Raw genomic sequence first — 24,040 nt, 5'->3', positions numbered from 1 at the left:
CGCAATTCCTGCCGGAAATCGCCCATGAGCACGCCTGCCGCCAACGTCCCCGCGAGCCAGCCGGAGCGCTCGCCGCTGCGTTTCGTCACCGCCGCCAGCCTGTTCGACGGCCACGACGCGGCGATCAACATCATGCGCCGCCTGATCCAGGGCCAAGGCGCGGAAGTGATCCACCTCGGTCACAACCGCAGCGTGGAGGACGTGGTTCGCGCCGCGCTGCAGGAGGATGCCGACGCCATCGCACTTTCCAGCTATCAGGGCGGGCACGTCGAATACTTCAAATACATGGTGGACATGCTCGCCGAGCGTGGCGCGGGGCATGTGCGCGTGTTCGGCGGCGGCGGCGGCACCATCACCCCGGAGGAAATCCGCGAGCTGCAGGACTACGGCGTCGAGCGCATCTACCACCCCAACGACGGCATGAAGATGGGCTTGGTGGAGATGATCGAGGACGTGGTCAAGCGCGCCGAAGCGGCGCGGCAGCCGGTCCAAGCGCCGCAGGAGGTCACCGCCGATGACGAGATCGCGGTCGGGCGCATGCTCTCGGCGATCGAGGACGGCCTGCTGGACGAGGCCGAACTGTCGAAGCTGCGCAAGCAGTGGCAGCTGGCCGGCGGCAAGACCCCGGTGATCGGCATCACCGGCACCGGCGGCGCCGGCAAATCCTCGGTCACCGATGAGCTGCTCAATCGCTTCCTTGCCCATTTCCCGGAGATGCGCATCGCCGTGGTTTCGGTCGACCCCACCCGCCGCCGCACCGGCGGTGCGCTGCTGGGCGACCGCATCCGCATGAATTCGCTGCGCTCCAAACGCGTGTTCATGCGTTCGATGGCGACCCGCCGCCAGCACGCCGCGACCAATCTGGTGCTGAAGGATTCCATCGGCTTCCTGAAGTCGCTGGGCTATGACCTGGTGATCGTGGAAACCGCCGGCATCGGTCAGAGCGATTCGGAAATCGTCGATCTGGTCGATTTCCCGATGTACGTGATGACCAGCGATTACGGCGCGGCCAGCCAGCTGGAGAAGATCGACATGCTCGACTTCGCCGAACTGGTGGTGCTGAACAAGTTCGACAAGCGTGGCGCCGAGGACGCGCTGCGCGACGTGCGCAAGCAGTGGAAGCGCAACCGGGTCGCGTTCCAGACGCCGGACGAAGACGTACCGGTGTACCCGACCATCGCCAGCCAGTTCAACGACCCCGGCATCAGCTGGATGTTCGCCAACCTGACCCGCCTGCTGCGCGAGAAGCTGTCGCTGCCGGCCGCGCAGTGGACGCCGGACATCGACACCACACTGAAATCGCCACGGGCCACGGTGCTGATCCCCGGTGCGCGGGTGCGTTATCTGGCCGAAATCGCTGAAGCTGGCCGCGCCATCAATGCGCGGATCGAATCGCAGGCCGAGATCGCCGACCGCGCGCAGTCGCTGTGGCAGGCGCTGCACGAACTGGGCGATACCAAGTTGCCGGAACAGCTGGCGCTGTACGCCGGCGAAGCGCTGACCGAGGCGGGCGACAAGTCGCTGACCACCCTGCGCCAACGCTACAACGACGCGGTGCAGTCGCTGGATTCGGATGCGCTGAAGCTGCTGCGCGACTGGCCGGCGCGGCTGAAGTCGATCACCGACGAAGTCAACGAATACGAGGTGCGCGGCAAGACCATCCGCGTCGAGAACTACCGCGAATCGCTCAGCCACCAGCTGATCCCGAAGATCGCCGCGCCCACCTACAAGAGCTGGGGCGAGCTGCTGACCTTCCTGCAGAAGGAAAACCTGCCCGGCTCCTATCCGTACACCGGCGGCGTGTATCCGTACCGGCGCACCGGCGAGGACCCGATCCGCATGTTCGCCGGAGAAGGCACGCCCGAACGCACCAACCGCCGCTTCCACTACCTGAGCCTCGGCCAGCCGGCGGCGCGCCTGTCCACCGCCTTCGACAGCGTGACCCTGTACGGCGAAGACCCGGCGCCGCGCCCGGACATCTACGGCAAGATCGGCAACTCCGGGGTCAACATCGCCAGCCTCGACGACATGAAGAAGCTGTATTCCGGCTTCGACCTGTGCGCGCCGACCACCAGCGTGTCGATGACCATCAACGGCCCGGCGCCGATCATCCTGGCGATGTTCATGAACACCGCCATCGACCAGCAGGTGGAGAAGTACCTGAAGGCCGACGAGGCACGCTGGAAACAGGCCGAAGCCACCATCAACGAGCTGTTCGAAGGCCGCGAACGGCCGTGCTACGGCGGTGAACTGCCCGAAGGCAACGACGGCCTCGGCCTTGGCCTGCTTGGCGTAACCGGCGACCAGGTGGTGGATGCGGACACCTATGCGCGGATCAAGGCCGAAACGCTGAAAACCGTGCGTGGCACGGTGCAGGCCGACATCCTGAAGGAAGACCAGGCGCAGAATACCTGCATCTTCAGCACCGAGTTCGCGCTGCGCATGATGGGCGACATCCAGCAGTATTTCGTCGACCACGGCGTGCGCAACTTCTACTCGGTGTCGATTTCCGGTTATCACATCGCCGAAGCCGGGGCCAACCCGATCTCGCAGCTGGCCTTCACCCTGTCCAACGGCTTCACCATCGTCGAGTATTACCTCGCGCGCGGGATGAAGATCGACGACTTTGCGCCCAACCTGTCGTTCTTCTTCTCCAACGGCATGGACCCGGAATACACCGTGATCGGCCGCGTCGCCCGTCGCATCTGGGCGCGCGCCATGCGCGAGCGCTACGGCGCCTCAAGCCGCTCGCAGATGATGAAGTACCACATCCAGACCAGCGGCCGTTCGCTGCACGCGCAGGAAATCCAGTTCAACGACATCCGCACCACGCTGCAGGCGCTGTACGCGCTGTTCGACAACTGCAACAGCCTGCACACCAATGCCTATGACGAAGCGATCACCACGCCGACCGAGGAATCGGTGCGCCGCGCGGTGGCGATCCAGATGATCATCAACAAGGAGCTGGGGCTGAACTTCTGCGAAAACCCGTGGCAGGGCAGCTTCATCGTCGACAAGCTGACCGACCTGGTGGAAGAAGCCGTGTACCAGGAATTCGAAGCGATCAGCAATCGCGGCGGCGTGCTCGGCGCGATGGACACCATGTACCAGCGCGGCAAGATCCAAGAAGAATCGTTGTACTACGAACAGAAGAAGCACGACGGCAGCCTGCCACTGGTCGGCGTCAACACCTTCCTCGGCAAGGACGGTCATTCCGACGTCGCCACCGAGATCGAACTGATCCGCTCCACGCCGGAGGAAAAGCAGCAGCAGATCGACAACGTGCGCCGCTTCCAGGACGCCCGCAACGCCCTGGCACCGCGCGGCGAAACCGACCACAGCCACGTCATCGACGGCGACGCCGAAGCCGAAGCCGCCGCCGAAGCCCACGACGGCCACGGCCTGGCCTTCCTGCAACGCACCGCCCGCGAACGCCGCAACGTGTTCGAAGCACTGGTCGAAGCGGTCAAGACCCACAGCCTCGGCCAGATCAGCCACGCCCTGTATGACGTGGGTGGGGAGTATCGGAGGAACATGTAAGGCGCTGTCGGCGCCGATCGCGCCAGTAGTCGCCTGCGCGGACGCAGCTTACTGCTGCGCCAGCATTTGCGCTCGGTGCTGCTGCACGAACTCGGGTCTGGGCAGGAAGCGTTCGGGCGTTTCGATCGGGTGATCCTCGATCGGCCAGAAAACGTCGCGCAGGTTCGATGATCTGCAGGTCGCGGCTGTGCGACTTGCCGAGCGGCGTCCGGTAACGGCAATGAAACGCTAGTTTGAGCTGCCTGAGGGAGCATGGCCCCTTGTCGGGAAATGTGTCGGGCGCGGGACTCGTCATCATCGGGACGGCCCAAGCACTCCACGCAGGCTCGGGGGTGAATGCGCACCATGGTTCGGTTGCAAGGGTCTCAACACGTGAGACAGAAGTAGGACATACTGTCCGCATTCCGTCCCGCCGAGATGACTGCCATGGAAGATGCCCGCCAACTGCTTTCGACCCTGCGTGGGCGCTACAACCAGCGCGAACTGGCCTACGCCCTGGGAGTGACGACACGCACTTTGCGCCGCTGGCAGATCGGGGAAACCGAGCCGCCGCCCTACGCGGCAGACGCTATCCGTCAGCGGCTGCTGCCCTTGGCGAGCACTGACGACGCGGCCACCGATTTCCGTTTCATAGACCTGTTCGCGGGCATCGGTGGCATCCGAATGGCTTTCGAGGCACATGGCGGGCAGTGCGTGTTCACCAGCGAGTGGGACGCCTTCGCTCAGAAGACATATCTTGCCAACTTCCCGCAATCTGCCCACACGTTGACTGGCGACATAACTCGGGTTGACGAAAACGACATTCCCGATCATGACGTGTTGCTGGCCGGCTTTCCGTGTCAGCCGTTCTCCATCGCCGGTGTGTCGAAGAAGAACGCACTTGGCCTTGCTCACGGCTTTGCGGACGAGACCCAAGGCACGTTGTTCTTCGACGTTGCGCGGATCATCGCGGCCAAGCGTCCGGCCGCCTTTCTGTTGGAGAACGTCAAGAACCTGGTCAGTCACGACAAGGGCAATACTTTCCGTGTCATCAAGAAGGTGCTGCAGGACGATCTCGGATATCACATCAGCTATCGGGTGGTGGACGGCTCGCACTTCGTCCCGCAAGGCCGGCAACGCATCCTGATCGTCGGTTTCCGCGAACCGACCGACTTCGACTTCGACGACCTGCATCTTCCCGTGGACAAGCCGACAATGGCGACCATCCTGCATCCGCAGGACGGCAGTGAAGCGTCTGAAGCGCACTACACCACCGGCCCGAAAGCCAAGGTCGATGCGCGTTACACGCTGACCCCGAAGCTGTGGGCGTATCTGCAGGCCTATGCCGCGAAGCACCGCGCGGCAGGCAACGGGTTCGGGTATGGTCTGGTAGGGCCGGACAGCGTCGCTCGCACGCTGTCGGCACGGTATTACAAGGACGGGTCGGAGATTCTGGTGTCACAAGGCAGCCGCAAGCGTCCTCGCCGGTTGACCCCTCGCGAGTGCGCCCGTCTCATGGGTTTCCCCGATGACTTCGTCATTCCGGTCAGTGATACGCAGGCCTACAAGCAGTTCGGCAACAGCGTGGTCGTGCCGATGATGGAGGAGGTGGCCCGCGTCATGAAGCCGCGAATTCTCGAGGTCATGGACCCTGAGAGGGCAAAGCAGAAGTCGCTGCTGGCTGCCTGATTTCCCGTGGACGTCGTTGATCCGGCCACACGCAGCAGGATGATGTCCGGCATTCGTGGCAAGAACACGAAGCCGGAACTCGTCGTCCGCAAGCATCTGCACCGTGCCGGGCTTCGGTTCCGACTGCATGCCGGATTGCCAGGCAGGCCGGACTTGGTATTCCCGAAGTACCGGGCCGTCGTGTTCGTGCATGGATGTTTCTGGCATCGGCATTCGGGATGTCGTTATGCAACGACGCCAGCCAACAATGCACTTTTCTGGCAGGAGAAGTTCGAAGCCAACGTTCAGCGGGATGTGCGCGTCACCCGACAGTTGCAGGACGCTGGCTGGCGAGTCCTGGTAGTGTGGTCATGCCGGACGAGCGCGGCCGAGCTTGATCAATTGGTTGCAGAGATACGCGGCAGTCATCACGAGGGGGCGGAATGATGTGCGAGGGGAGTGGCAGGGATCAGTGGTTGACGCAGATCGATCTGGAAACGGTCTTCTCCATGTTCCGCGACAACGGTGTGAGCGAAATCCTGTTCAAGGTATTGCCGCAAAACGCGAACAGCAAGAATCAGGTCTATCTGGGTGGCAAGGATCCGTCAGAGTTCGCCAAGATTCCGACGGGTGAGATGATTGCGCATGCATCCACGTCCATGAAGAGTGGAGTGCAGGAAGCCGTTTTCCATGCCGCGCTGGACTTCCATTGGTTGACGGAGCAGGGCGGCTTGACCCATGCACCCCACGCCAAGATGATCTTTTATCCGCAGTACCCGGAGGTAAGATTCTCGGGTTTCTTGAGAGGTTGCAGAGACGCGCCTGCAACGCTTTGGTCGCGGGAGAAGCGCGGGACCGAGCCGGGTCGAATTCTGTTGTTGGGGCTGGGCAACGGCAGCAAGGTGATCGGCTTGACGCTGCCGCCGGAAGCACCTGCCGCCAGAGAAATCATCGCGACTGGCCCGCACCCCGCATACGAGGTCATGAGCATCCTGGCAATGCCGGGCCAGCATCGGGTCAATGGCTTCGACCAGTTGATGGCTGCGTTGTGCAACATCCACCGTCTTGATTGGGTGGACTCTCGGCGGCTCGATTCCACAGGCGCCGTGGTGCCGTGCAGGGCCAGCAACTGCAACGGAAACACCTTGGAGGCATTGTTGGGCATCCGCTCCAACGGATACTCGTTGCCTGACTTCATGGGTTGGGAGGTCAAGGCCAGGCAGGTGCCGAATATCGAGAAACCCGGCGCGTCGGTGGTGACGCTTTTCACACCGGAGCCGGCGCTTGGTTACTACGTTGACGTCGGCATCGAGGCCTACATTCGGAGGTACGGGTATGTGGACAAGAAGGGGCGGCCGGATCGCTTGAATTTCGGTGGCACCTACAGCACCACGAAAGGGGCGCACGCCGATACCGGTCTTCGACTCGTGTTGGACGGCTTCGACCCGGAAACGATGGCATATGCAGCCACCGGTGGTGTGCTGCTGATCGACCGGAAGGACAATGTCGCTGCCGGGTGGCCGTTCGCGAAGCTGCTGAACCATTGGAAGGTCAAGCATGCTCAAGCTGCTTTCGTTCCGTGCCAGATGCGACGTGATCCACAGTTGCAGTATCGGTACGGGCGCAGTGTTTTTCTGGGTGAAGGAGCCGAATTCAAGTTGCTCTTGAACGCCTTCCATGAGGGGAAGGTCTATTACGACCCCGGCATCAAACTGGAGAACGCTTCGACTCCGAATCCGACCTGGAAGAAGCGGAGCCAGTTCCGCACGAGCAGCTTGGCGCTGTCGTCGCTGTATGGGGAAAGCCGGATGGTGGATGTTTGTGAGCAGGCGGCCGGAAGCAGCGATACTCGCGGAACCGAGTCGCTGGGTCAGGGGCATGTCACAGGTTGATTGGCCCGAAAAAGGCGGTTTTTCAGCTCAAAACCGATACTCCGCCACCAGGTCCACGCTGTGGGCGCTGCGTTTGTCACTGGAGATGCGGTAGCGGCCGCTGGTGTCGTCGCGGGCGATGTGGCCGATGCGGTAGCGGTTGACCATCAGGCTGACGTCCAGCAGCGGCAGGACGGTGGTGCCGATGCCGGCGCCGAGGTAGTCGCCGCCGCTGCGATGGCTGCTGCGCACCCATGCCGAATCGGCGTCCACGCCACCTTGTTCCAGGCGATGGCGCACGCCGATGTAACCGGCGCGGGCGATGAACTGCACCGGCAGCAACGGCGGCTTGATGCGGGCGTTGGCGCCGATGCTGAGGTGGTCGGCGCTGGCGGTGAAGGCCGGCCCGCTGGTGGCCTCATCGCGATGGCCGCGGGTCTCGCCGATGCGGCCGATGCCGGCTTCGATCCCGGCCTTGAACGGGCCGATGCCCCAGCGATGGCCGCCGCCGAGTTGCAGCAGGGTGCTGCTGTCCTTGTCCAGCGCCTCGTTGTCCTGCGTGATGTGGCCGATGCCTGCATTGACGAAGGTTTCGCCAGCGTGGACCCGCGGGGCGGAAATCAGGCAGGCGGCAAAGAGGGCAGTGGTGATGAAGTTGCGCATGGTGTTACCGCGTTTGTGGGGTGCAAAGCATATCGTCTGCGCATCGTCATCGGTGCAGGCATGTGAAGCCCGGCAATCATCGCGGGTCAGCGTTGTCGTGGCAGGGAGCGATTGCTAGTCTGTGGCGATCCCAACTTGACAGGTGCATCGATGGAGCGTCGCAGTTTCCTGATTGGCAGTGCGCTGGCCGCGGCATCGCTGCCCTTGCTCGGCACCGGCAGTGCCCTTGCCCAAGCGCGCCGCGGTGCAGTGCGACAGGCATTGCCGCCGGCGCTGAATCCGGGTGACACCGTGGGTCTGGTCAGCCCCTCGGGTGCGGTGGATGATGGCGACAGCCTCGATTATTCCCGCGAAGTGCTCGAAGCGCTTGGCTTCAAGGTCAAGCTGGGGCGGCACTACGGCAGTCGCTACGGGCATCTGGCCGGTACCGATGCCGAGCGTGCTGGCGATCTCAATGCGATGTTCGCCGACCGTGAGGTCAAGGGCATCGTCTGCGTGCGTGGCGGCTCCGGCGCGGCGCGGCTGCTGCCGCTGCTGGATTACCGCAGCATCGCGCGCAATCCCAAGGTGTTGCTCGGCTATTCGGACATCACCGCACTGCACTGCGCGATCCAGGCCAAGACCGGGCTGGTCACCTTCCATGGCCCGATCGCCGCAGCCAGCTGGAACCGCTTCAACGTCGATCAGTTCCGCCGCGTGTTCTTCGAGCGCGAGCTGATGGAATATCGCAACAAGGCCGATGGCGGTGACGAGCTGGTATCCAGGCGCAATCGAATCCACACCCTGCATGGCGGCAAGGCGCGCGGTCGCCTGCTGGGCGGCAACCTGACGGTGCTGACCGCGCTGGCCGGCTCGCCCTATCTGCCGGACTTCGACGGCAGCATCCTGTTCCTCGAAGACGTGTCCGAGGCGCCGTACCGCATCGACCGCATGCTCAGCACGCTCAAGCTGATGGGTGCGCTGGATCGCATCGCCGGTTTCATCTTCGGCGAATGCACCGACTGCACGCCGGGCAACGGCTATGGCTCGCTGAACCTGCCGCAGATCTTCGATGACCACATCAAGCCGCTGGGCATCCCCGCCTATCGCGGCGCGATGATCGGACACATCCGCGAGCAGTTCATCGTGCCGGTCGGCGGCGAGGTGGAAATGGATGCCGACGACGGCAGCTTCCGCCTGCTGTCCCCGGTGTTTGCCGGCTGATCGCGGGCAGGCCGTTCAGGCCGAATACTTCGGGTCCGCCGCGGCGGTGAACAGGATGTCGGTGGAGGAATTGAGCGCGGTTTCCACCGAGTCCTGGACCACGCCGATGATGAAGCCGATCGCCACCACCTGCATGGCCACGTCACCGGGGATGTTGAACAGGCTCGCGGCCAACGGAATCAGCAGCAGCGAGCCGCCGGCGACGCCGGAGGCACCGCAGGCGCCGAGGGTGGCGACCACGCTCAACAGCAGCGCCGAACCGAAGTCCACCGGGATGCCGAGGGTATGCGCGGCGGCCAGGGTCATCACGTTGATGGTGATCGCCGCACCGGCCATGTTGATGGTCGCACCCAGCGGGATGGTCACCGAATAGGTGTCCTCGTGCAGGCCCAGCTTGCGCGCCAGGTTCATGTTGACCGGGATGTTGGCCGCCGAGCTGCGGGTGAAGAACGCGGTCAGGCCGGATTCGCGCAGGCAGGTGAACACCAGCGGGTAGGGATTGCGCCGGGTGCGCACGAACACGATCAGCGGATTGACCACCAGCGCGATGAACAGCATCGCCCCGACCAGCACCGCCAGCAGCCGCGCATAGCCGGCCAGCGATTCAAAGCCGGTCTGCGCCACCGTGCCGGCGACCAGGCCCAGGATGCCCAGCGGCGCGGTCGCGATCACCCACTTGACCACCTGCGACACCGCGTCGGCGGCGTCGCCGACGAATTCCTTGCTGCGCTCGCCGGCGCTGCGCAGGGCGATGCCCAGCAGCACCGCCCAGGCGAGGATGCCGATGTAATTGGCTTCGGCGATGGCCGCGACCGGGTTGGCGACCACGTTCATCAGCAAGTTGGTCAGCACTTCCTGCAGCCCGGTGGGCGCCGCGGCCTCGGTGCCGGCGATGTCCATCAGCACCAGCCGGGTGGGGAACAGGAAGCTCGCCACCACCGCGGTCAGGGCGGCGAGGAAGGTGCCGGCCAGGTACATCAGCAGCACCGGGCGGATGTACAGCTGCGAGTTGGCACGGAAGCGGCAGATCGCGGCCAGCACCAGCACGAACACCAGCACCGGCGCCACCGCTTTCAGCGCCTGCACGAACAGCGTGCCCAGCAGCGCCAACGCATTGCCGGCCGCCGGCCACAGCCATCCGATCAGAAGGCCGAGCACCAGTGCGATGGCGATCTGCGGAACCAGGCCGATGCGGCGACGGGCGGGCGGTGGCGATGCGTGCATGGAAACTTCCCGACAAGGCAAGCGCCCAAGGGTACGTCAAAGCCGCGCCGAATCGCAGCCTGTGCAGTCCGTGCGGCTCGTGCAACTCGTGAAGATTGTTCGGCCACGCCCGCAGCGCCGCGGGCGCGGGCAGGGCGCTTACATCACCGCCAGCTGGCCGTTGGTGAACTGGCCCGGGTACTGGTCGCGGATTTCCAGCTTGCGTTCGATCGACTGCATGATCATGCCGGCGAAGTTGATCCCGGCCATCTCGCTGCAGGTGAACAGGTTGCCGGGGCTGAACACGTTCACCTCGAGGATGGTGTCGCCGATGATGTCGATGCCGACCAGGAACATGCCATCGGCCAGCAGCTTGGGCCGGATCAGCTCGGCCAGACGCAGCTGGCGCTCGGTGATCTTCACCGGCTTGGCTTCGCCGCCGGCGTGGATGTTGCTGCGCATGTCGTCATCGGCACCGACCCGGCGCATCGCCGCGAACTTGCCGTCCTGTTGCAGTGGCACGCCGTTCATCAGGAACAGGCGGATGTCGCCCTTGTCGGCTTCGGGCACGTAGCTCTGCGCGATGATGTAGCCGTCGCGGCTGATCGCCTCGGTCATCTGGTTGAGGTTGCCGCGGGCGCGCGGGTTGAGCAGGAACACGCCCTGGCCGCCTGAGCCCTGCAGCGGCTTGAGCACGATGCGGTCGCCGTGCGCCTTGGCGAAGGCCTTGATGTCGGCCGGGTGGCGGGTGATCAGGGTGTCGGCGCGCACTTCGCGCGGGAACGACTGGAAATACAGCTTGTTGATCGCCAGCGACAGCGAATCCGGGTCGTTCAGCACCAGCACGCCGGCCTCGATCGCGCGCCGGCCGAACTGCACGCCGACGCTTTCCGCCCACGGCCGCTCGCCGGCATCGTTGGACGGGTCGTTGCGCAGCATCAGCACGTCGATGTCGGAAAGCGGAATGCGCTTGCTCTTCTTGCCGGCGCTCTTCAGGCGCTTGAAGAACTCCTCGCGGCTGCGCCCGCGCTTGCCCGCCGGCGGGATGATGCGCGCATGCACCTCCAGCGTGTCGTCCGGGCTGACCACGAAGTCGCCCGGGGTCAGGTAGCAGACCTCGTGGCCGCGGCGCGAGGCCTCGTGCGCCAGCACGGTGGTGGTGTAGCGCGGGTATTCGGTTTCGATGGAATTGACGAAGAAGGCGATCATCATGTCGGTGGGCTCCGCAGCAGGTCGACGAAATGCTCGCCCGCGCGCAACCGTGCCAGCGTGGCACGGGCGATCGGGCGCTCGAGGAACTCGGGGGTGACGCAGGGTGGGCGCAGCATGCCGCGCAGTCGCAGCTCTTCGACCACCGGCACGTGGCGGGCGGCGAACTTGCCATGCCAGAACGGATCCAGCGACTTGCCGGCGGCGACCCAGTCCAGCACTTCCTGGAAGCCGCGCAGGTAGATCGCGTCCTTGCTCAGGCCGCCGGAACGGAAGATGCGCGCGCAGATGTTGAATGCCGCGCGCGAGCTGAAACCATGTGTCGAACGCAGCAGTCGGTGGCATTCGACGAAGTCGGCACCGGACAACATCGCATCGACGATCAGCACCCGCGCCGCCAGCAGGCGCAGGCGCGCGGCGTTGAGCCCGCCGACGGCGAATTCCGCGAACACGCCCAAGCCTTCCTGGATGCCTTCGTAATCGGCAAGCCCGGCGGCGAAGATGCCCAGACCCTGCTGGCTGCCGTTGATGTAGGTCAGCAGGTGCACGCTGATCTCGTGCTGCAGCAGCGCATCGAGCCGTGCCGAGGACATGCGCGTGGCCTCGGAAATCAGCAGCTCGTCGCCGCTGACCATCATCCCCGGGCCGATGTCGGCACGCAGGCAGGCCTCGGCGCTGGCGAAGGCGGGCGTGGCCTCGTGGTAGCGGGCGATCATCTTTCGCGCCCCTGCCAGCACCTGTTCGGCGCCGATGCGCGGCGCATCGCAGGCCTTGGCCGGAACCTTGTCCAGGATCACCTGCGCCTGCTCCAGCAGGCCATGCTCGACGCCACCGTACTGCAGCACGCTCAGCTCGCGGAAACCCGGCTCGTTGCGACGCTGCAGCATCATCAGCTGCTGGTCCAGTTCCTCGCGTTTTTCGCGGAACAGGGTTTCCAGCACCGGGTCTTCCACTGCACGCAGGTTGATCCGGTACAGGCGGCGTTTGAGCAGGTCGGGGCTGACGCTGAGCGGGCGGTAATGGAAGTCCGGCATCTGCTTGCGCCCGCCGGATTCGAACTGCTCGAACGCCTGCATGGTGTTGATCGGCGACAGCGCCAGCAGGAAGTCGAAGCTGGCGCTGATCCCGGCCAGCGCCTTGTCCGCACGCAGCGCGGCGCGCAGGAAATGGCTGCGGCCATAGGCACGATGATGCGAGGCCGCCGCCTCGGCCGAGTCGTCGCCCTCGTCCTGCGCCCCGACGAACGCGGCCACCGCACGCAGCAGCGCATCGAACACCGAGCGCTCCATCTGCTGATAGATCATCGGATACAGCTGCCGATCGCCATGCCCGGGGATGCGGTGGATCTGCGGGATACCCAGCGAAATGCGCGAAATGCAGGCGCTGTCGTCTTCGCCCAGCTGCTGCAGCCAGGGCGAGCTGGCGTCCAGTTCGGCATCATCGATGTCGGCTTCGCGCAGGTCGATGCACAACTCATCAAGCGCCTCGCGCAGGTCGGCGGCGGCAGCTTCGGCCGCTGCGTCGTCGGAATGGGCCAGGGTGAAGCGGAACGGCTCCAGCCGCGGGCTTTCCTCGTCCAGGCTGGCATCGCGCGGCAAATCGTGCAGGTCGATCAGCAGCAGCCGCGGGAACTCGTCGGCCAGCATGCTGCGCAGTTGCGTCAGCAGCGCTTCGGCTTCGGCATCGGCCTTGTCGCCACCGGCGCGCGGCCAGATCACGCTGGCGGCGCTGATCGAGGCCACCCGCCGCGCCAGGCTGAAGGCTTCGCCGCCGTGGTGGGCCAGCACCACGAAGGGCAGGGCGCGGTCCAGATGCACGCGGCCACCATGCTGCAGGCGCCGGCGCCAAGCCTTGCCCGGCTCGAAACTCGGTGCCAGCGTGGTCGGGGAGGTGTCGGCGCTCATGCCGCTTCGCCGAGCAACCGTCGGCAAGTGTCGGCCACGTGTTCGATGAAGCCGCGCATCGCGGCCAGTTCTTCCGGGTAGGGCTCGCCGCGCCATTCGTCCATGTAGAACTTCTTGAACTCGATGGCGATGGCACAGCCCTGCCGCGGCCAGTGCTCGTGCACGAAGCGGGTCAATGCCCCCTTGCCCTGGAAGGCGATGTTCTCGCGCACGTCCAGACGGCGGCCGTTGAAGTCGAAACCGCGCATCGCCTCGATCAAGGGATCGAGCAGGAAGGCCCAGTGATCGCGCGGCATCGAGAAGGTGCCGATGTTGATGTCCGGGGCATCGTCCTGCGGCGTCGGCGCGGCGTCCGGCCCGTCGCGGCGATGGTTGTAGCTGTGCACGTCCAGCAGCACGAACCGCGTGTGGCGTGCGGCCAGCTCGTCCAGCTGTGCGCGCATGCTGGCGTAGAAGGCGCGGTGGTAGCCGTGCAACTGCTGCAGCAATGCCGCGTCCGGCGGCTGACGCCAGACCTCCAGGCCCCAGCTTTGCTCGGGCGTCAGATAGACGGCCGCGTCCAGTTCGCGGTTGAGGTCACATTCGAAGCGCGAGCGCCGCACCACCACGTGCGAGGGCAGGCCGCGGATCGCCTGGCCGGTATGCGGGTCCTCCTCGCGCAGGCGTCCGGCATCATCCAGCGCCATCCGCGCCGCACTGGCCGCGGACAGGCCGTGGCCGTCGTGGATGGCGGTGGCGATGACCGGATCCTCGCCGTTGAATTGCAGGTGCCACCAGGGATGGGTGTCGGGGCAGGTCGAAGACATGCGCCGCAGTGTGTCGCCGCAGGCGTCGGCGCTGCGTGTAGGGCCGGATCAGAGTGGCGGCAGCAATTGCGTGATGCGCGCGTCGAGTTCGGCGAGATCGACCTCGTCCAGCCGGGTCTTGCCGGCGGTGGCTTCCACCAGCAGCTCGCGCTGGATGTGCCCGCGCTCGAAGGCCAGCGCATAGGGGATGTGGGTGAAGGTGACCATTGCGTAGCGCGGGATGAAACGGCCGGGGTGGCGCTGTTCCAGCAGCAGCTCCAGTTCGCGCTGCAGGATGTAGTCGGCATCGTCCACGTGGTCGCGCATTTCCAGATAGTTTTCCAGCGCCATCGCCTGGATAGCGAGTGCATTGGGCCGGCGCTCGCGCTCGTAGTCCTCGAACGCGGTGGCGAGGTCGGGCGCGGCCAACAGGTGTTCGGCCAGCGCGGCGCAATCCTCGAATGCGCAATTCATGCCCTGACCGTGGAACGGCACCATGGCATGTGCGGCATCGCCGACCAGCACCGCCTGCCCGCCCAGCCGCCAGCGCTCGAGGTAGAGCGTGCCCAGGGTGCCGATGGGGTTGCGCTCGAAGTCACGCTTGAGTTCGGGGATGAAGGGCAGCGCATCGGGAAATTGCTGCTCGAACAGTTGCTGCGCCTCGGCGCCGTTGCGCACCGTGGCAAAGCTCGGATGACCGCCTTCGTTGGGCATGAACAGGGTGACGGTGAAGGTGCGCTCGTCATTGGGCAGGGCGATGCACATGTAGCGGCCGCGCGGCCAGATGTGCAGTGCATTGGGTTCGATCTGGAAGCCGCCGTCGAACCCGGGGGGGATTTCCAGCTCCTTGTAGCCATGCCCGAGCCATTCGCTGTGCGCCCCCAGCGACTGCACCTTTTCCATTTCCGCGCGCAGGGTGGAGCCGGCGCCATCGCAGCCGATCAGGGCATTGAAAGCATGCCGGCGCGGCCCGGCGGGGCCATCGAAGAGGGCGATGCCGGCATCGAAATCGACCTCCTCCAGCCCGCAGTCGAAGTGCAGCGTCGCGCCGGAGGCTTCGGCGATGTCGAGCAGGGTGATGTTGAGTTCGCCGCGGCTGACCGACCAGTTCACTTCCGAGTCGTCGCGGCCATAGCGTTGCAGGTTCGGCGCCTCGCCCAGCGGATGCACCATGCGCCCGCGCATCATCACCGCCTGCGCCAGCACCGCTTGGTCGGCTTCGGCCTGACGCAGCGCATGCAGGCCGCGTTCGGCCAGTGCCAGATTGATCGAGCGGCCGCCGGCATAGCCATGCACGCGCGGGTCGCCACGGCGCTCGAACACCTCGACGCGGAAGCCGCGCTGTGCCAGCAATGCCGCCAGCAGGGCACCGGCCAGGCCGGCGCCGACGATGCTCAGATGGCGCTCAGCGTGCATCGGCCCAAGCCCTTGCCGCCTGCGCGAAGCGCAGCACGTCCTGGTGGTGGTTGTACAGCGGCGCCGGCGAGATGCGGATCACGTCCGGCTCACGCCAATCGCCCAGCACGCCCTGTGACTGCAGGTGAGTGAACAGGCTGCGCCCGGCATCGCGGCCTGCGCGCACGCGCAGGGAAAGCTGCGCACCGCGTTGTGCCGCATCACGCGGGGTGACGACCTCGATCACGTCGCCCAGCCTGGCATCGATCAATTTTTCGAGATACCCGGTCAGCCGGCGCGATTTCTCGCGCAAGGCCTGCATGCCCGCGCGCTGGAACTGATCCAGTGCCGCACGCAGCGGAGCAAGGCCGAGGATCGGCGGATTGGACAGCTGCCAGCCATCCGCGCCGGGCGTCGGGCTGAACTCCGGGCCCATCTTGAAGCGCACGGCGGGATCGTTGCCCCACCAGCCGGCGAAGCGCGGACGCTCGGTGCGCGCATGCCGCTCATGCACGAAGCAGCCGGCCACCGCGCCGGGGCCCGAGTTCATGTACTTGTAATGGCACCACACCGCGAAGTCGGCGCCGCAGTCGTGCAGCGCCAGCGGCAGGTTGCCCACCGCATGCGCGAGGTCGAAGCCGACGATCGCGCCGGCGGCATGCCCCAGGCGGGTGATCTCGGCCAGATCGAAGGCCTGACCGCTGCGGTACTGCACGCCCGGCCACAGCACCAGCGCCAGACGCTTGCGGTTGTCGTGGATGGCGCGGGCGATGGCCTCCATCGAGAACACGCCACCGGGCAGGTCCGGCTCGACCTCGATCAGGGTCAGTTCGGGCGGCAGACCGCGGTATTGCAGCTGTGAAGCCGCGGCATAACGGTCGGACGGAAAGCTGCCGACCTCGATCAGGATTGCGGTGCGCTCGATGGTCGGCTGGTAGAAGCTGACCATCATCAGATGCAGGTTGGCGGTGAGCGAGTTCATGGCCACCACTTCGGACGGCTCGGCGCCGACCACGGCGGCGAGCGGCTTGCGCACCAGCTCGTGGTAGGACATCCATTGCGCCTGTCCGCTGAAGTGGCCTTCGACCGCCTCATGTGCCCACTTGTCCAGCACTTCCTCCACCTGCGCACGCGCGCCGCGCGGCTGCAGGCCGAGCGAATTGCCGCAGAAATAGGCTTGCTCACCCTCGCCATGGCGCGGGATCAGGAACTCGTCGCGGAAGTCGCGCAGCGGGCAGGCGGCATCAAGTGCGCGCGCATGCGCCATGGAGAAAATGTCGTCGCTCATGCAAACCTCGAGGCCGGCAGGCCGAGCCATTCCAGCGCGGTGCCGTGGTACAGGCGGGCTTCCTCGGACGGACTCAGCCCGAGGCGGCGGATGCCTTCGCCAGGTTCCTGCTCGCCCAGGGGGAAGGGGTAGTCGGTACCGAGCATCACCCGGTCACTGCCGCAGGCTTCCAGCAGGTAGCGCAGCGCGGCGTCATCGGCGACCCAGGAATCGAAATACAGGCGTTTGAGGTACTCGCGCGGATTGCGGAAGTTGTCGGTCGCCACCAGATCCGGGCGCATGCGGAAGCCATGCTCGATGCGGCCGATGGTGTAGGGGAAGCTGCCGCCGCCATGGGCCATGCACACCTTCAGCTTCGGCAGCCGCTCCAGCACGCCGCCGAAGATCAGGCAGCAGGCAGCGCGCGACTGCTCGGCGGGCATGCCGACCAGCCATGGCAGCCAGTATTTGGGCATCGATTCGGTGCCCATCATGTCCCAGGGATGCACCAGAATCGCGGCCCCCAGCTCGGCCGCGGCTTCGAAGAACGGGAACAGCTCGGGTGCGTCGAGATTCCAGTGGCCGCCATCGGACAGATGCAGATGCGAGCCGATCTGCACACCCTGCAGGCCCAACTCGTCCATGCAGCGTTCCAGCTCGCGGATCGCCAGTTGCGGCGACTGCAGCGGCACCGTGCCGATGCCGGCGTAATGCCGCGGATAGCGCCGCACCGCCTCGGCCATGTGGTCGTTCAGCGCCTGGTGCAGCTCCAGCGCATGGTTGGCGCGCGCCCAGTAGCTGAACATCACCGGCACCGTCGACAGCACCTGCACCTGCACGCCGAACTCGGCGTACTCGCGGATGCGCAGCTCCGGGTCCCAGGTCTTGGGCCAGATTTCGCGGAAGAAGCGGCCATCGCGATAGATGCGGCTGCGCCCGTCCTCGCCATGGTGGATCACCGGAAAGCGCGCATCACCGTACTTCGCGGCCAGATCGGGCCAGTCGCGCGGCAGGTAATGGGCGTGGATGTCGATCTTGAGCACGGCGGTCAGGTGATGTCGGCGCGGCTGTCGGCCTGCATTTCATAATGCGACGGGCGCGGGTTGAGCGTGCCGCAGCGCTTGCAGGTGCGCAGGCTGTCGTCGCGGTAGAAGGTTTCGAACACGCGGAAGAAGTCCTGTTCGATGTCCTTGAGGTGGAAGTATTCCTCGTACAGCTTGTGGTTGCATTCGATGCAATACCACATCAGCGCATCCTCCTCGTGCGGCAGGCGCTTGCGTTCGATCACCAGCCCGACCGAGTTTTCCATGCGCTGCGGCGAATGCGGCACGCGTGGCGGCAGATAGAAGGTTTCGCCGGCGCGGATCGGGATATCGCGCGCGGCACCGTCCTCCTGGATGCGCAGCACCATTTCGCCCTCGAGCTGGTAGAACCACTCCGGGCCTTCTTCCCAGTGGTAATCGGTGCGGCTGTTGGGCCCGCCGACGATCATCACGATGAAGTCCTCCTGCACGATGCACTTGTTGCCCACCGGCGGCTTCAGCAGGTGGCGGTGCTCGTCGATCCAGGCTTGCAGGTTGAACGCGGCGGGTAGCGGCATGGCGTGAAGTCCTCCGGGCGTTGCAGGTTGCTGGCGACGGTCAGTCGTTGCCGCGCAACCGTGCCACGCATTTGAGTTCGATCGCGATCGGGGTGGGCAGGGCGCTGATACCCAGGGTGGTGCGGCAGGGCGCGTGGTTGATGTCGGGGAAATACTCGGCCCAGATCGCGTTGTAGGTGGCGAAGTCGCGCGCCATGTCGGTCAGGTACACGGTGACGTCGATCAGGTCTTCCCAGCGCGCGCCGCAGGCTTCCAGCACGGCGCGCACATTGGCGAACACGGCATGGGTCTGCGCGGCGATGTCGTAGTCGATCAGGTTTCCGTCGGCATCGTGAACGTTGCCCGGCACCTGATTGCCGCTGGCATCGCGCGGACCGACGCCGGACAGGAACAGCAGCTCGCCGACCCGGCGCGCATGCGGATAGCGCCCCACCGGTCTGGGGGCGCGTTCGGCCTTGATCGCGTCGTCCTGCGTCATCTCAGCGGTCCTCGTGGTCGGCGCCGATGCGGGTCAGCGCGGCGCTGTATTGCGGCGCGAACTCATCGCCACGGGTCACGTCCATGCCCAGGTCATGCACGCGGCCATCGCGCAGGCTGTACACCCAGCCATGCACCGCGAGTTCCTGGCCGCGTTCCCAGGCATCGCGCACCACCGTGGTCTTGCAGATGTTGGCGACCTGCTCCAGCACGTTCAACTCGCACAGGCGGTCGTGCTTCAGGGTGTGGTTTTCCATCCGCTGCAGGATCGCCTCGTGCTTGAAGGCGACGTCGGTGACGTGGCGGATCCAGTTGTCGACCAGCCCCAGGCGCATCTTGTCGAGGCCGGCGAGCACGCCGCCGCAGCCGTAGTGGCCGACCACCAGGATGTGCTTGACCTTGAGCACGTCCACCGCGAACTGGATCACCGACAGGCAGTTGAGGTCGGTATGCACCACCAGGTTGGCGATATTGCGATGCACGAACACCTCGCCCGGGGCGAGGTCCACCACCTGGTTGGCCGGCACCCGCGAATCCGAGCAGCCGATCCACAGGTATTCCGGCGATTGCTGCGCCGACAGGCGCTCGAAGAAGGTCGGGTCCTCGGCCTGGACGCGCTCGGCCCAGGCACTGTTGTTGCGCAGCAGATCGGCGATGCTGGTCATGGGACTCCTTGCGCGGGCGGCGTGCCCGCCGCGGGCCCGAAGCATACCGGCTCGGGCCGCGGTTGGTGTCGAGCGTTGAGCGACCGGATGGCTCGCCGTGCATCGGATGTCGTCCGCCGGGCAGCGGACAAAGACGTGTGCGGCAGCTTCATCGGTTCACTCCGGTCAGCATGGAAACCCCACCGATTTCGCTTCGGTGAAGAAGCGCATCGCTTCCAGTCCGCCTTCGCGGCCATGGCCGGACTGGCCGGTGCCGCCGAACGGGGTGCGCAGGTCGCGCAGCAGCCAGGTGTTGATCCACACCATGCCGACCCTGAGGCACGCCGCCAGCCGATGCGCGCGGGCGAAGTCGCCGGTCCAGACCGAGGCGGCGAGACCGTAGTCGCCGGCATTGGCGAGCGCGAGGGCATGTGCCTCGTCGTCGAACGGTTGCAGGGTCAGTACCGGGCCGAAGATTTCCTCACGGTTGGTGGCGCAGTCCGGGCCGAGGCCCTCGATGATCGTCGGTGCCACGTACCAGCCCGGCGGCTCCAGCGCGTGGCCGCCGGTGAGTACGCGGCCGCCTTCGGTGCGGGCACGCGCGATCGCCGCCATCACCTTGTCGAAATGTGCCTGCGAAACCAGCGGGCCGACGCGGGTGGCCGGGTCCATCGGGTCGCCGACCGGCAGCGCCTGCGTGGCTTCGACCAGTGCATCGCGCACCTCGGCGTAAATCCGGCGCTCGATCAGCATGCGCGAGCCGCACAGGCAGATCTGGCCACTGTTCTGAAACGCGCTGCGCAGCAGGGTATCGAGTTGTGCGCGCCAATCGCTGTCGGCGAACACCAGCGAGGCGTTCTTGCCGCCCAGCTCCAGCGACACCTTTTTCAACATCGGCGCGGCCTGGCGGTGGATGTGACGACCGACCGAAGTGGAGCCGGTAAACGAGATCGCGCGCACCTCGGGCGCGTTCACCAGTGGCTCGCCGACCTCGGGGCCGAGGCCGTGCACCACGTTGAGCACACCGGCGGGCAGGCCGATTTCGCCGGCGAGCTGCGCCAGCATCGTCGCGGTCAACGGCGTCACTTCGGAGGGCTTGGCTACCACCGTGTTGCCGGCAGCCAGTGCCGGCGCGATCTTCCAGGTGAACAGGTACAGCGGCAGATTCCATGGCGAGATGGTGCCGACCACGCCCAGCGGCTGGCGCAGGGTGTAGTGCAGGCCGGCTTCGCCGTGGTGGAACTCGCTGCTGAACTGGGTCGCGGCGTGAGCGAAGAAGCGCAGATTCTGCACCGCACGCGGAACTTCCGCCTTCGCTGCGAGGCCGATCGGCTTGCCGCCATCGAGCGCCTCGGCCTCGGCGAAGGTTTCGATGCGTGCTTCCAGCGCGCTGGCGAGCTTCTCCAGCCAATGCGCGCGCGTACTCGCCGGCAGGCTCGACCAGGCGGGGAACGCGGCCTGCGCGGCGGCGATCGCGGCCTGCACGTCATCGGCATCGCCGGCGGCGACTTCGGCATGGACATCGCCGCTGGCCGGCGCGTGTACCGGCAGCCAGCGGCCGCCAAGCGGCGCGCGGGCCTCGCCATCGATCCAGTGGGACAGGCGCTTCATCGCCCCAGTTTAGCCACTGCGTGCGGCTGGAGCGTGCTCAGATCGACTGCATGCGCCCGCCATCGACCGCGATCGACTGCCCGGTGATGTAGCCGGCCGCGGGACTGCACAGGAAGCCGATCAGGGCCGCGGTTTCCTCCGGCCTCGCAAAGCGTCCGGCCGGCACCGTGGCCAGCATCGCTGCGCGGACTTGCTCCGGCGTCTTGCCTTCCTTCTGGCTGCGATCGGCGACGATGGCCTCGATGCGACCGGTTTCGGTGAAGCCCGGCAGCACGTTGTTGACGGTGATGCCGTCGGCGGCCAGCTCGCGGGACAGGGTCTTGGCCCAGCTGGCGACCGCGCCACGGGTGGTGTTGGACACGCCGAGGTTGGGGATCGGCTCGTACACCGAAGTCGAGATCACGTTGACGATGCGCCCGTAACCGGCTTCGCGCATGCCCGGTACCAGCGTCTGTGCCAGCACCTGGTTGGCCAGCAGGTGCTGGCGCAGGGCGGCGAGGTAATCGTCGAGCCCGGCATCGATCGCGCGGCCACCGGGTGGGCCGCCGGAGTTGTTGATCAGTACCTGCACCGGCGCGGAGGCCGCCAGTGCGGTGACTGCGTCGCGCAGGGCGTCGCTGTCGCCGGCGTCCACGGCAAGCACGCCGTGCGGCTGGCCGTGCGCGGCCGGCAACGACGCGATCAGTTCGCGCAGCACGGCTTCGCGCCGTGCCAGCACGGTGACGCGTGCGCCGAGCCCGGCCAACTGGATGGCGGCGGCACGCCCGATGCCTTCGGAGGCGCCACAGACCAGTGCGTGCCGGCCGGAAAGATCAAGGTTCATCATTGACGTGCTCCCGGTTTCTGCACCATGCGTGCGAGCAGTTGCGCATCGCTGCCCTCGGGCGGCGCGAGTTCGGCAAGGGAAAAGCCGCGCGCCAGCGCATCGTCTTCGTCAAGGCCGTCAAAAGCCACGAATTCGGCATCCATCAGCGCCGCCCGCGCGCTGTCCGGGCTGTCATAGGGCAGGGTGGCGCCATCGGCATCGAAGACCTCGGCGGTGCCGGCCGGACGCACGCGCAGCCGCGCCCAGATCACGGTGTCGCCAAGCGTGGCCAGCCACCATTCCTCGCGCGGGGCGTCGTTCGCGTATTCGTCATTCATGCGCCAATCTCCGGGAACAGGATCGACCACAGCCACAGCAGGCCAGAGAGCGCCAGCGCGACCAGGATCGTGACCAGCGCCACCCAGGCCGGGCTGGCAAGGCCGGTGAAGGCGCGATCGCGCACTTCGCGATAGCGCAGGCTGAGCAGCCACCAGGTCACCCGCGGATCGAAAAAGGCGGCATCACCCAGGCGTGCGCGCACCTCGGGATGGCGGTCGCGCAGATGCACCAGCGCCAGCGGCCAGAAGATCAGGAACGCGCAGGCACCGGCGATGGCGATACCGACGAAGCAGAGGGCGAGGAACAGGATCATGAGAGCGAGGAACGAGTGGAGAGGAACGAGGAACGAGAGAAGAGCGGATGACGGGCGGTGTCACCATGCAGATGATGGCACGTCGCACTCGTTCCTCGCTTTTCCCCTACTCGTTCCTCGTTCCTCTCCACTCGTTCCTAGAATTCAGCGTTGCCCGGTGCGCGCGGGTAGGCGATGGCGTCGCGGATGTTGGTCAGGCCGCAGACATACACCACCAGGCGCTCGAAGCCGAGACCGAAGCCGGCATGCGGCACCGTGCCGTAGCGGCGGAAATCGCGGTACCAGGCGTACAGTTCGGGGTCGAGGCCGAATTGCGCCATGCGCGTATCGAGCATGTCCAGCCGCTCTTCGCGCTGGCTGCCGCCGATGATCTCGCCGATGCCCGGCGCCAGCACGTCCATCGCCGCCACCGTGCGGCCATCCTCGTTGAGGCGCATGTAGAAGGCCTTGATCGCCTCCGGGTAGTTGACCACCACCACCGGGCGGCCGACGTGCTGCTCGGTCAGCCAGCGCTCGTGCTCGGTCTGCAGGTCCAGGCCCCATTCGGCGGGGAACTCGAACTTGCGCCCGCTGGCCTGCAGCAGACGCACCGCCTCGCCGTAATCGATGCGCTCGAACGGGGCATTGACGAAGTTTTCCAGCCGGCTGATGGCCTGTTTCTCGACGCGCTCGGCGATGAACGCCATGTCGTCGGCGCGCTCGTCCAGCACCGCGCGGAACAGGTACTTGAGGAACTCCTCGGCCAGGGTGGCGATGTCGTCGAGATCGGCGAAGGCCACTTCCGGCTCCACCATCCAGAACTCGGCCAGGTGGCGCGTGGTGTGGCTGTTCTCGGCGCGGAAGGTGGGGCCGAAGGTGTAGACCTTGGACAGTGCCAGCGCATAGGCCTCGACGTTGAGCTGGCCGGACACGGTGAGGAAGGTTTCGCGGCCGAAGAAGTCGCGGCTGAAATCGATCTCGCCATCGGCGCCGCGCGGCAGGTTGGCCATGTCGAGGGTGGAGACGCGGAACATCTGCCCCGCGCCCTCGGCATCACTCGTGGTGATGATCGGGGTCGAGATCCAGTAGAAGCCGCGCTCGTGGAAGAAGCGGTGCACCGCCATCGCCAGACAATGACGAATGCGCGTGACCGCGCCGAACAGATTGGTGCGCGGACGCAGGTGCGCGACCTCGCGCAGGAACTCCGGTGACATCGGCTTGGGCTGGATCGGATAGGTCAGCGGGTCTTCCACCCAGCCGACCACCTCGATCGCGTCGGCTTGGATCTCGAAGCTTTGCCCCTTGCCCTGCGATTTCACCAGTTCCCCGCTGGCGATCACTGCGCAACCGGGAGTCAGGCGCTTGACCTCGTCGAAATTGGCCAGGTCCTTGCCGGCCACCACCTGGATCGGCGCAAAGCCCGAACCGTCGCTGACATTGACGAAGGCCAGTGCCGCCGAACCGCGCACGGTGCGCACCCAGCCCTTGACCGTTACCCGGCCGCCTTCGGGAAAATGGCCGGCCAGAGCGGCGGCCACGGAAGTGGTGGTCATCTTGAATCCTGCGCTTCGCGCATCCATATGGA

21 protein-coding genes are annotated in these 24,040 nt (G+C 65.9%); 5 read left to right on the top strand and 16 right to left on the bottom strand.

Annotation, left to right across the window (positions count from 1 at the left end; translation table 11 throughout):
- Positions 1 to 24 precede the first annotated feature (24 nt).
- The 4 genes from ACW11F_RS04195 to ACW11F_RS04180 all read left to right on the top strand — a co-directional run bounded on the left by ACW11F_RS04195 (position 25) and on the right by ACW11F_RS04180 (position 7,079).
- Complete coding sequence (locus ACW11F_RS04195; RefSeq protein WP_456995616.1) at positions 25 to 3,540, top strand: methylmalonyl-CoA mutase family protein; 3,516 nt, start codon at positions 25 to 27, stop codon at positions 3,538 to 3,540.
- A 426-nt stretch (positions 3,541 to 3,966) separates the two neighbouring features.
- Positions 3,967 to 5,208 carry a DNA (cytosine-5-)-methyltransferase gene (dcm, locus tag ACW11F_RS04190; RefSeq protein WP_456995615.1) on the top strand — a complete coding sequence of 414 codons (1,242 nt, stop codon included), beginning with the start codon at positions 3,967 to 3,969 and terminating at the stop codon, positions 5,206 to 5,208.
- 6 nt (positions 5,209 to 5,214) lie between these two features.
- Positions 5,215 to 5,634 carry a very short patch repair endonuclease gene (locus ACW11F_RS04185; protein WP_456995614.1) on the top strand — a complete coding sequence of 140 codons (420 nt, stop codon included), beginning with the start codon at positions 5,215 to 5,217 and terminating at the stop codon, positions 5,632 to 5,634.
- A gap of 29 nt (positions 5,635 to 5,663) precedes the next feature.
- On the top strand, positions 5,664 to 7,079 hold the full coding sequence (locus ACW11F_RS04180; RefSeq protein ID WP_456995613.1) for an MvaI/BcnI family restriction endonuclease: 1,416 nt from the start codon (positions 5,664 to 5,666) through the stop codon (positions 7,077 to 7,079).
- 27 nt (positions 7,080 to 7,106) lie between these two features.
- Here the strand turns inward: ACW11F_RS04180 and ACW11F_RS04175 are convergent, their stop codons facing one another.
- Complete coding sequence (locus ACW11F_RS04175; protein WP_456995612.1) at positions 7,107 to 7,721, bottom strand: outer membrane beta-barrel protein; 615 nt, start codon at positions 7,719 to 7,721, stop codon at positions 7,107 to 7,109.
- Between the two features lie 150 nt (positions 7,722 to 7,871).
- Between ACW11F_RS04175 and ACW11F_RS04170 the strand changes: the two genes are divergently transcribed.
- Positions 7,872 to 8,924, top strand: a complete 1,053-nt coding sequence (locus tag ACW11F_RS04170; protein ID WP_456995611.1) for a S66 peptidase family protein — start codon at positions 7,872 to 7,874, stop codon at positions 8,922 to 8,924.
- Positions 8,925 to 8,939: 15 nt separating this feature from the next.
- Here the strand turns inward: ACW11F_RS04170 and sstT are convergent, their stop codons facing one another.
- From sstT to asnS, 15 genes are all read right to left on the bottom strand, one after another.
- Positions 8,940 to 10,148 (bottom strand): serine/threonine transporter SstT, encoded by a 1,209-nt coding sequence (gene sstT / locus ACW11F_RS04165; protein ID WP_456995610.1) that lies wholly within the window; start codon positions 10,146 to 10,148, stop codon positions 8,940 to 8,942.
- Positions 10,149 to 10,286: 138 nt separating this feature from the next.
- Positions 10,287 to 11,339, bottom strand: a complete 1,053-nt coding sequence (locus ACW11F_RS04160) for a glutathione synthetase (RefSeq protein ID WP_456995609.1) — start codon at positions 11,337 to 11,339, stop codon at positions 10,287 to 10,289.
- Positions 11,336 to 13,240 (bottom strand): flavohemoglobin expression-modulating QEGLA motif protein, encoded by a 1,905-nt coding sequence (locus tag ACW11F_RS04155; protein WP_456995608.1) that lies wholly within the window; start codon positions 13,238 to 13,240, stop codon positions 11,336 to 11,338. The genes ACW11F_RS04160 and ACW11F_RS04155 overlap by 4 nt, the downstream gene beginning before the upstream one ends.
- A complete protein-coding gene (locus tag ACW11F_RS04150) occupies positions 13,237 to 14,046 on the bottom strand; it encodes an N-formylglutamate amidohydrolase (protein ID WP_456995607.1) in 810 nt (269 codons plus the stop codon). Before ACW11F_RS04150 ends, ACW11F_RS04155 begins: the two co-directional genes overlap by 4 nt.
- A 48-nt stretch (positions 14,047 to 14,094) precedes the next feature.
- Positions 14,095 to 15,441, bottom strand: coding sequence for an FAD-dependent oxidoreductase (locus tag ACW11F_RS04145; RefSeq protein WP_456995606.1), 1,347 nt, complete (start codon positions 15,439 to 15,441; stop codon positions 14,095 to 14,097).
- Positions 15,431 to 16,708 (bottom strand): kynureninase, encoded by a 1,278-nt coding sequence (gene kynU, locus ACW11F_RS04140; protein ID WP_456995605.1) that lies wholly within the window; start codon positions 16,706 to 16,708, stop codon positions 15,431 to 15,433. The genes ACW11F_RS04145 and kynU overlap by 11 nt, the downstream gene beginning before the upstream one ends.
- On the bottom strand, positions 16,705 to 17,730 hold the full coding sequence (locus ACW11F_RS04135; protein ID WP_456995604.1) for an amidohydrolase family protein: 1,026 nt from the start codon (positions 17,728 to 17,730) through the stop codon (positions 16,705 to 16,707). The genes kynU and ACW11F_RS04135 overlap by 4 nt, the downstream gene beginning before the upstream one ends.
- A gap of 5 nt (positions 17,731 to 17,735) precedes the next feature.
- Positions 17,736 to 18,287 carry a 3-hydroxyanthranilate 3,4-dioxygenase gene (locus tag ACW11F_RS04130; RefSeq protein ID WP_456995603.1) on the bottom strand — a complete coding sequence of 184 codons (552 nt, stop codon included), beginning with the start codon at positions 18,285 to 18,287 and terminating at the stop codon, positions 17,736 to 17,738.
- Positions 18,288 to 18,327: 40 nt separating this feature from the next.
- Positions 18,328 to 18,765 (bottom strand): RidA family protein, encoded by a 438-nt coding sequence (locus tag ACW11F_RS04125; protein WP_456995602.1) that lies wholly within the window; start codon positions 18,763 to 18,765, stop codon positions 18,328 to 18,330.
- A gap of 1 nt (position 18,766) precedes the next feature.
- Complete coding sequence (gene can / locus ACW11F_RS04120) at positions 18,767 to 19,429, bottom strand: carbonate dehydratase (protein ID WP_456995601.1); 663 nt, start codon at positions 19,427 to 19,429, stop codon at positions 18,767 to 18,769.
- Between the two features lie 165 nt (positions 19,430 to 19,594).
- Entirely contained in the window at positions 19,595 to 21,019 is a 1,425-nt protein-coding gene (locus ACW11F_RS04115) for an aldehyde dehydrogenase (protein ID WP_456995600.1), read from the bottom strand.
- A 37-nt stretch (positions 21,020 to 21,056) separates the two neighbouring features.
- Complete coding sequence (locus tag ACW11F_RS04110; RefSeq protein WP_456995599.1) at positions 21,057 to 21,842, bottom strand: SDR family oxidoreductase; 786 nt, start codon at positions 21,840 to 21,842, stop codon at positions 21,057 to 21,059.
- Positions 21,842 to 22,162 (bottom strand): hypothetical protein, encoded by a 321-nt coding sequence (locus ACW11F_RS04105; protein WP_456995598.1) that lies wholly within the window; start codon positions 22,160 to 22,162, stop codon positions 21,842 to 21,844. The genes ACW11F_RS04110 and ACW11F_RS04105 overlap by 1 nt, the downstream gene beginning before the upstream one ends.
- A complete protein-coding gene (locus tag ACW11F_RS04100) occupies positions 22,159 to 22,476 on the bottom strand; it encodes a hypothetical protein (RefSeq protein ID WP_456995597.1) in 318 nt (105 codons plus the stop codon). The genes ACW11F_RS04105 and ACW11F_RS04100 overlap by 4 nt, the downstream gene beginning before the upstream one ends.
- 137 nt (positions 22,477 to 22,613) lie before the next feature.
- Positions 22,614 to 24,008, bottom strand: coding sequence for an asparagine--tRNA ligase (gene asnS, locus ACW11F_RS04095; RefSeq protein WP_456995596.1), 1,395 nt, complete (start codon positions 24,006 to 24,008; stop codon positions 22,614 to 22,616).
- Positions 24,009 to 24,040: the final 32 nt, after the last annotated feature.

The organism is Luteimonas sp. e5 (assembly GCF_054031035.1).
This window is presented reverse-complemented; position numbering and strand designations above follow the sequence as displayed.

Bases quoted from the DNA above. Each gene is read 5' to 3' on its own strand.
- ACW11F_RS04195 (WP_456995616.1), top strand. From the start codon at position 25: ATGAGCACGCCTGCCGCCAACGTCCCCGCGAGCCAGCCGGAGCGCTCG.
- dcm (WP_456995615.1), top strand. From the start codon at position 3,967: ATGGAAGATGCCCGCCAACTGCTTTCGACCCTGCGTGGGCGCTACAAC.
- ACW11F_RS04175 (WP_456995612.1), bottom strand. From the start codon at position 7,721: ATGCGCAACTTCATCACCACTGCCCTCTTTGCCGCCTGCCTGATTTCC.
- ACW11F_RS04170 (WP_456995611.1), top strand. From the start codon at position 7,872: ATGGAGCGTCGCAGTTTCCTGATTGGCAGTGCGCTGGCCGCGGCATCG.
- sstT (WP_456995610.1), bottom strand. From the start codon at position 10,148: ATGCACGCATCGCCACCGCCCGCCCGTCGCCGCATCGGCCTGGTTCCG.
- ACW11F_RS04160 (WP_456995609.1), bottom strand. From the start codon at position 11,339: ATGATGATCGCCTTCTTCGTCAATTCCATCGAAACCGAATACCCGCGC.
- ACW11F_RS04155 (WP_456995608.1), bottom strand. From the start codon at position 13,240: ATGAGCGCCGACACCTCCCCGACCACGCTGGCACCGAGTTTCGAGCCG.
- ACW11F_RS04150 (WP_456995607.1), bottom strand. From the start codon at position 14,046: ATGTCTTCGACCTGCCCCGACACCCATCCCTGGTGGCACCTGCAATTC.
- ACW11F_RS04145 (WP_456995606.1), bottom strand. From the start codon at position 15,441: ATGCACGCTGAGCGCCATCTGAGCATCGTCGGCGCCGGCCTGGCCGGT.
- kynU (WP_456995605.1), bottom strand. From the start codon at position 16,708: ATGAGCGACGACATTTTCTCCATGGCGCATGCGCGCGCACTTGATGCC.
- ACW11F_RS04130 (WP_456995603.1), bottom strand. From the start codon at position 18,287: ATGCCGCTACCCGCCGCGTTCAACCTGCAAGCCTGGATCGACGAGCAC.
- ACW11F_RS04125 (WP_456995602.1), bottom strand. From the start codon at position 18,765: ATGACGCAGGACGACGCGATCAAGGCCGAACGCGCCCCCAGACCGGTG.
- can (WP_456995601.1), bottom strand. From the start codon at position 19,429: ATGACCAGCATCGCCGATCTGCTGCGCAACAACAGTGCCTGGGCCGAG.
- ACW11F_RS04115 (WP_456995600.1), bottom strand. From the start codon at position 21,019: ATGAAGCGCCTGTCCCACTGGATCGATGGCGAGGCCCGCGCGCCGCTT.
- ACW11F_RS04110 (WP_456995599.1), bottom strand. From the start codon at position 21,842: ATGAACCTTGATCTTTCCGGCCGGCACGCACTGGTCTGTGGCGCCTCC.
- ACW11F_RS04105 (WP_456995598.1), bottom strand. From the start codon at position 22,162: ATGAATGACGAATACGCGAACGACGCCCCGCGCGAGGAATGGTGGCTG.
- ACW11F_RS04100 (WP_456995597.1), bottom strand. From the start codon at position 22,476: ATGATCCTGTTCCTCGCCCTCTGCTTCGTCGGTATCGCCATCGCCGGT.
- asnS (WP_456995596.1), bottom strand. From the start codon at position 24,008: ATGACCACCACTTCCGTGGCCGCCGCTCTGGCCGGCCATTTTCCCGAA.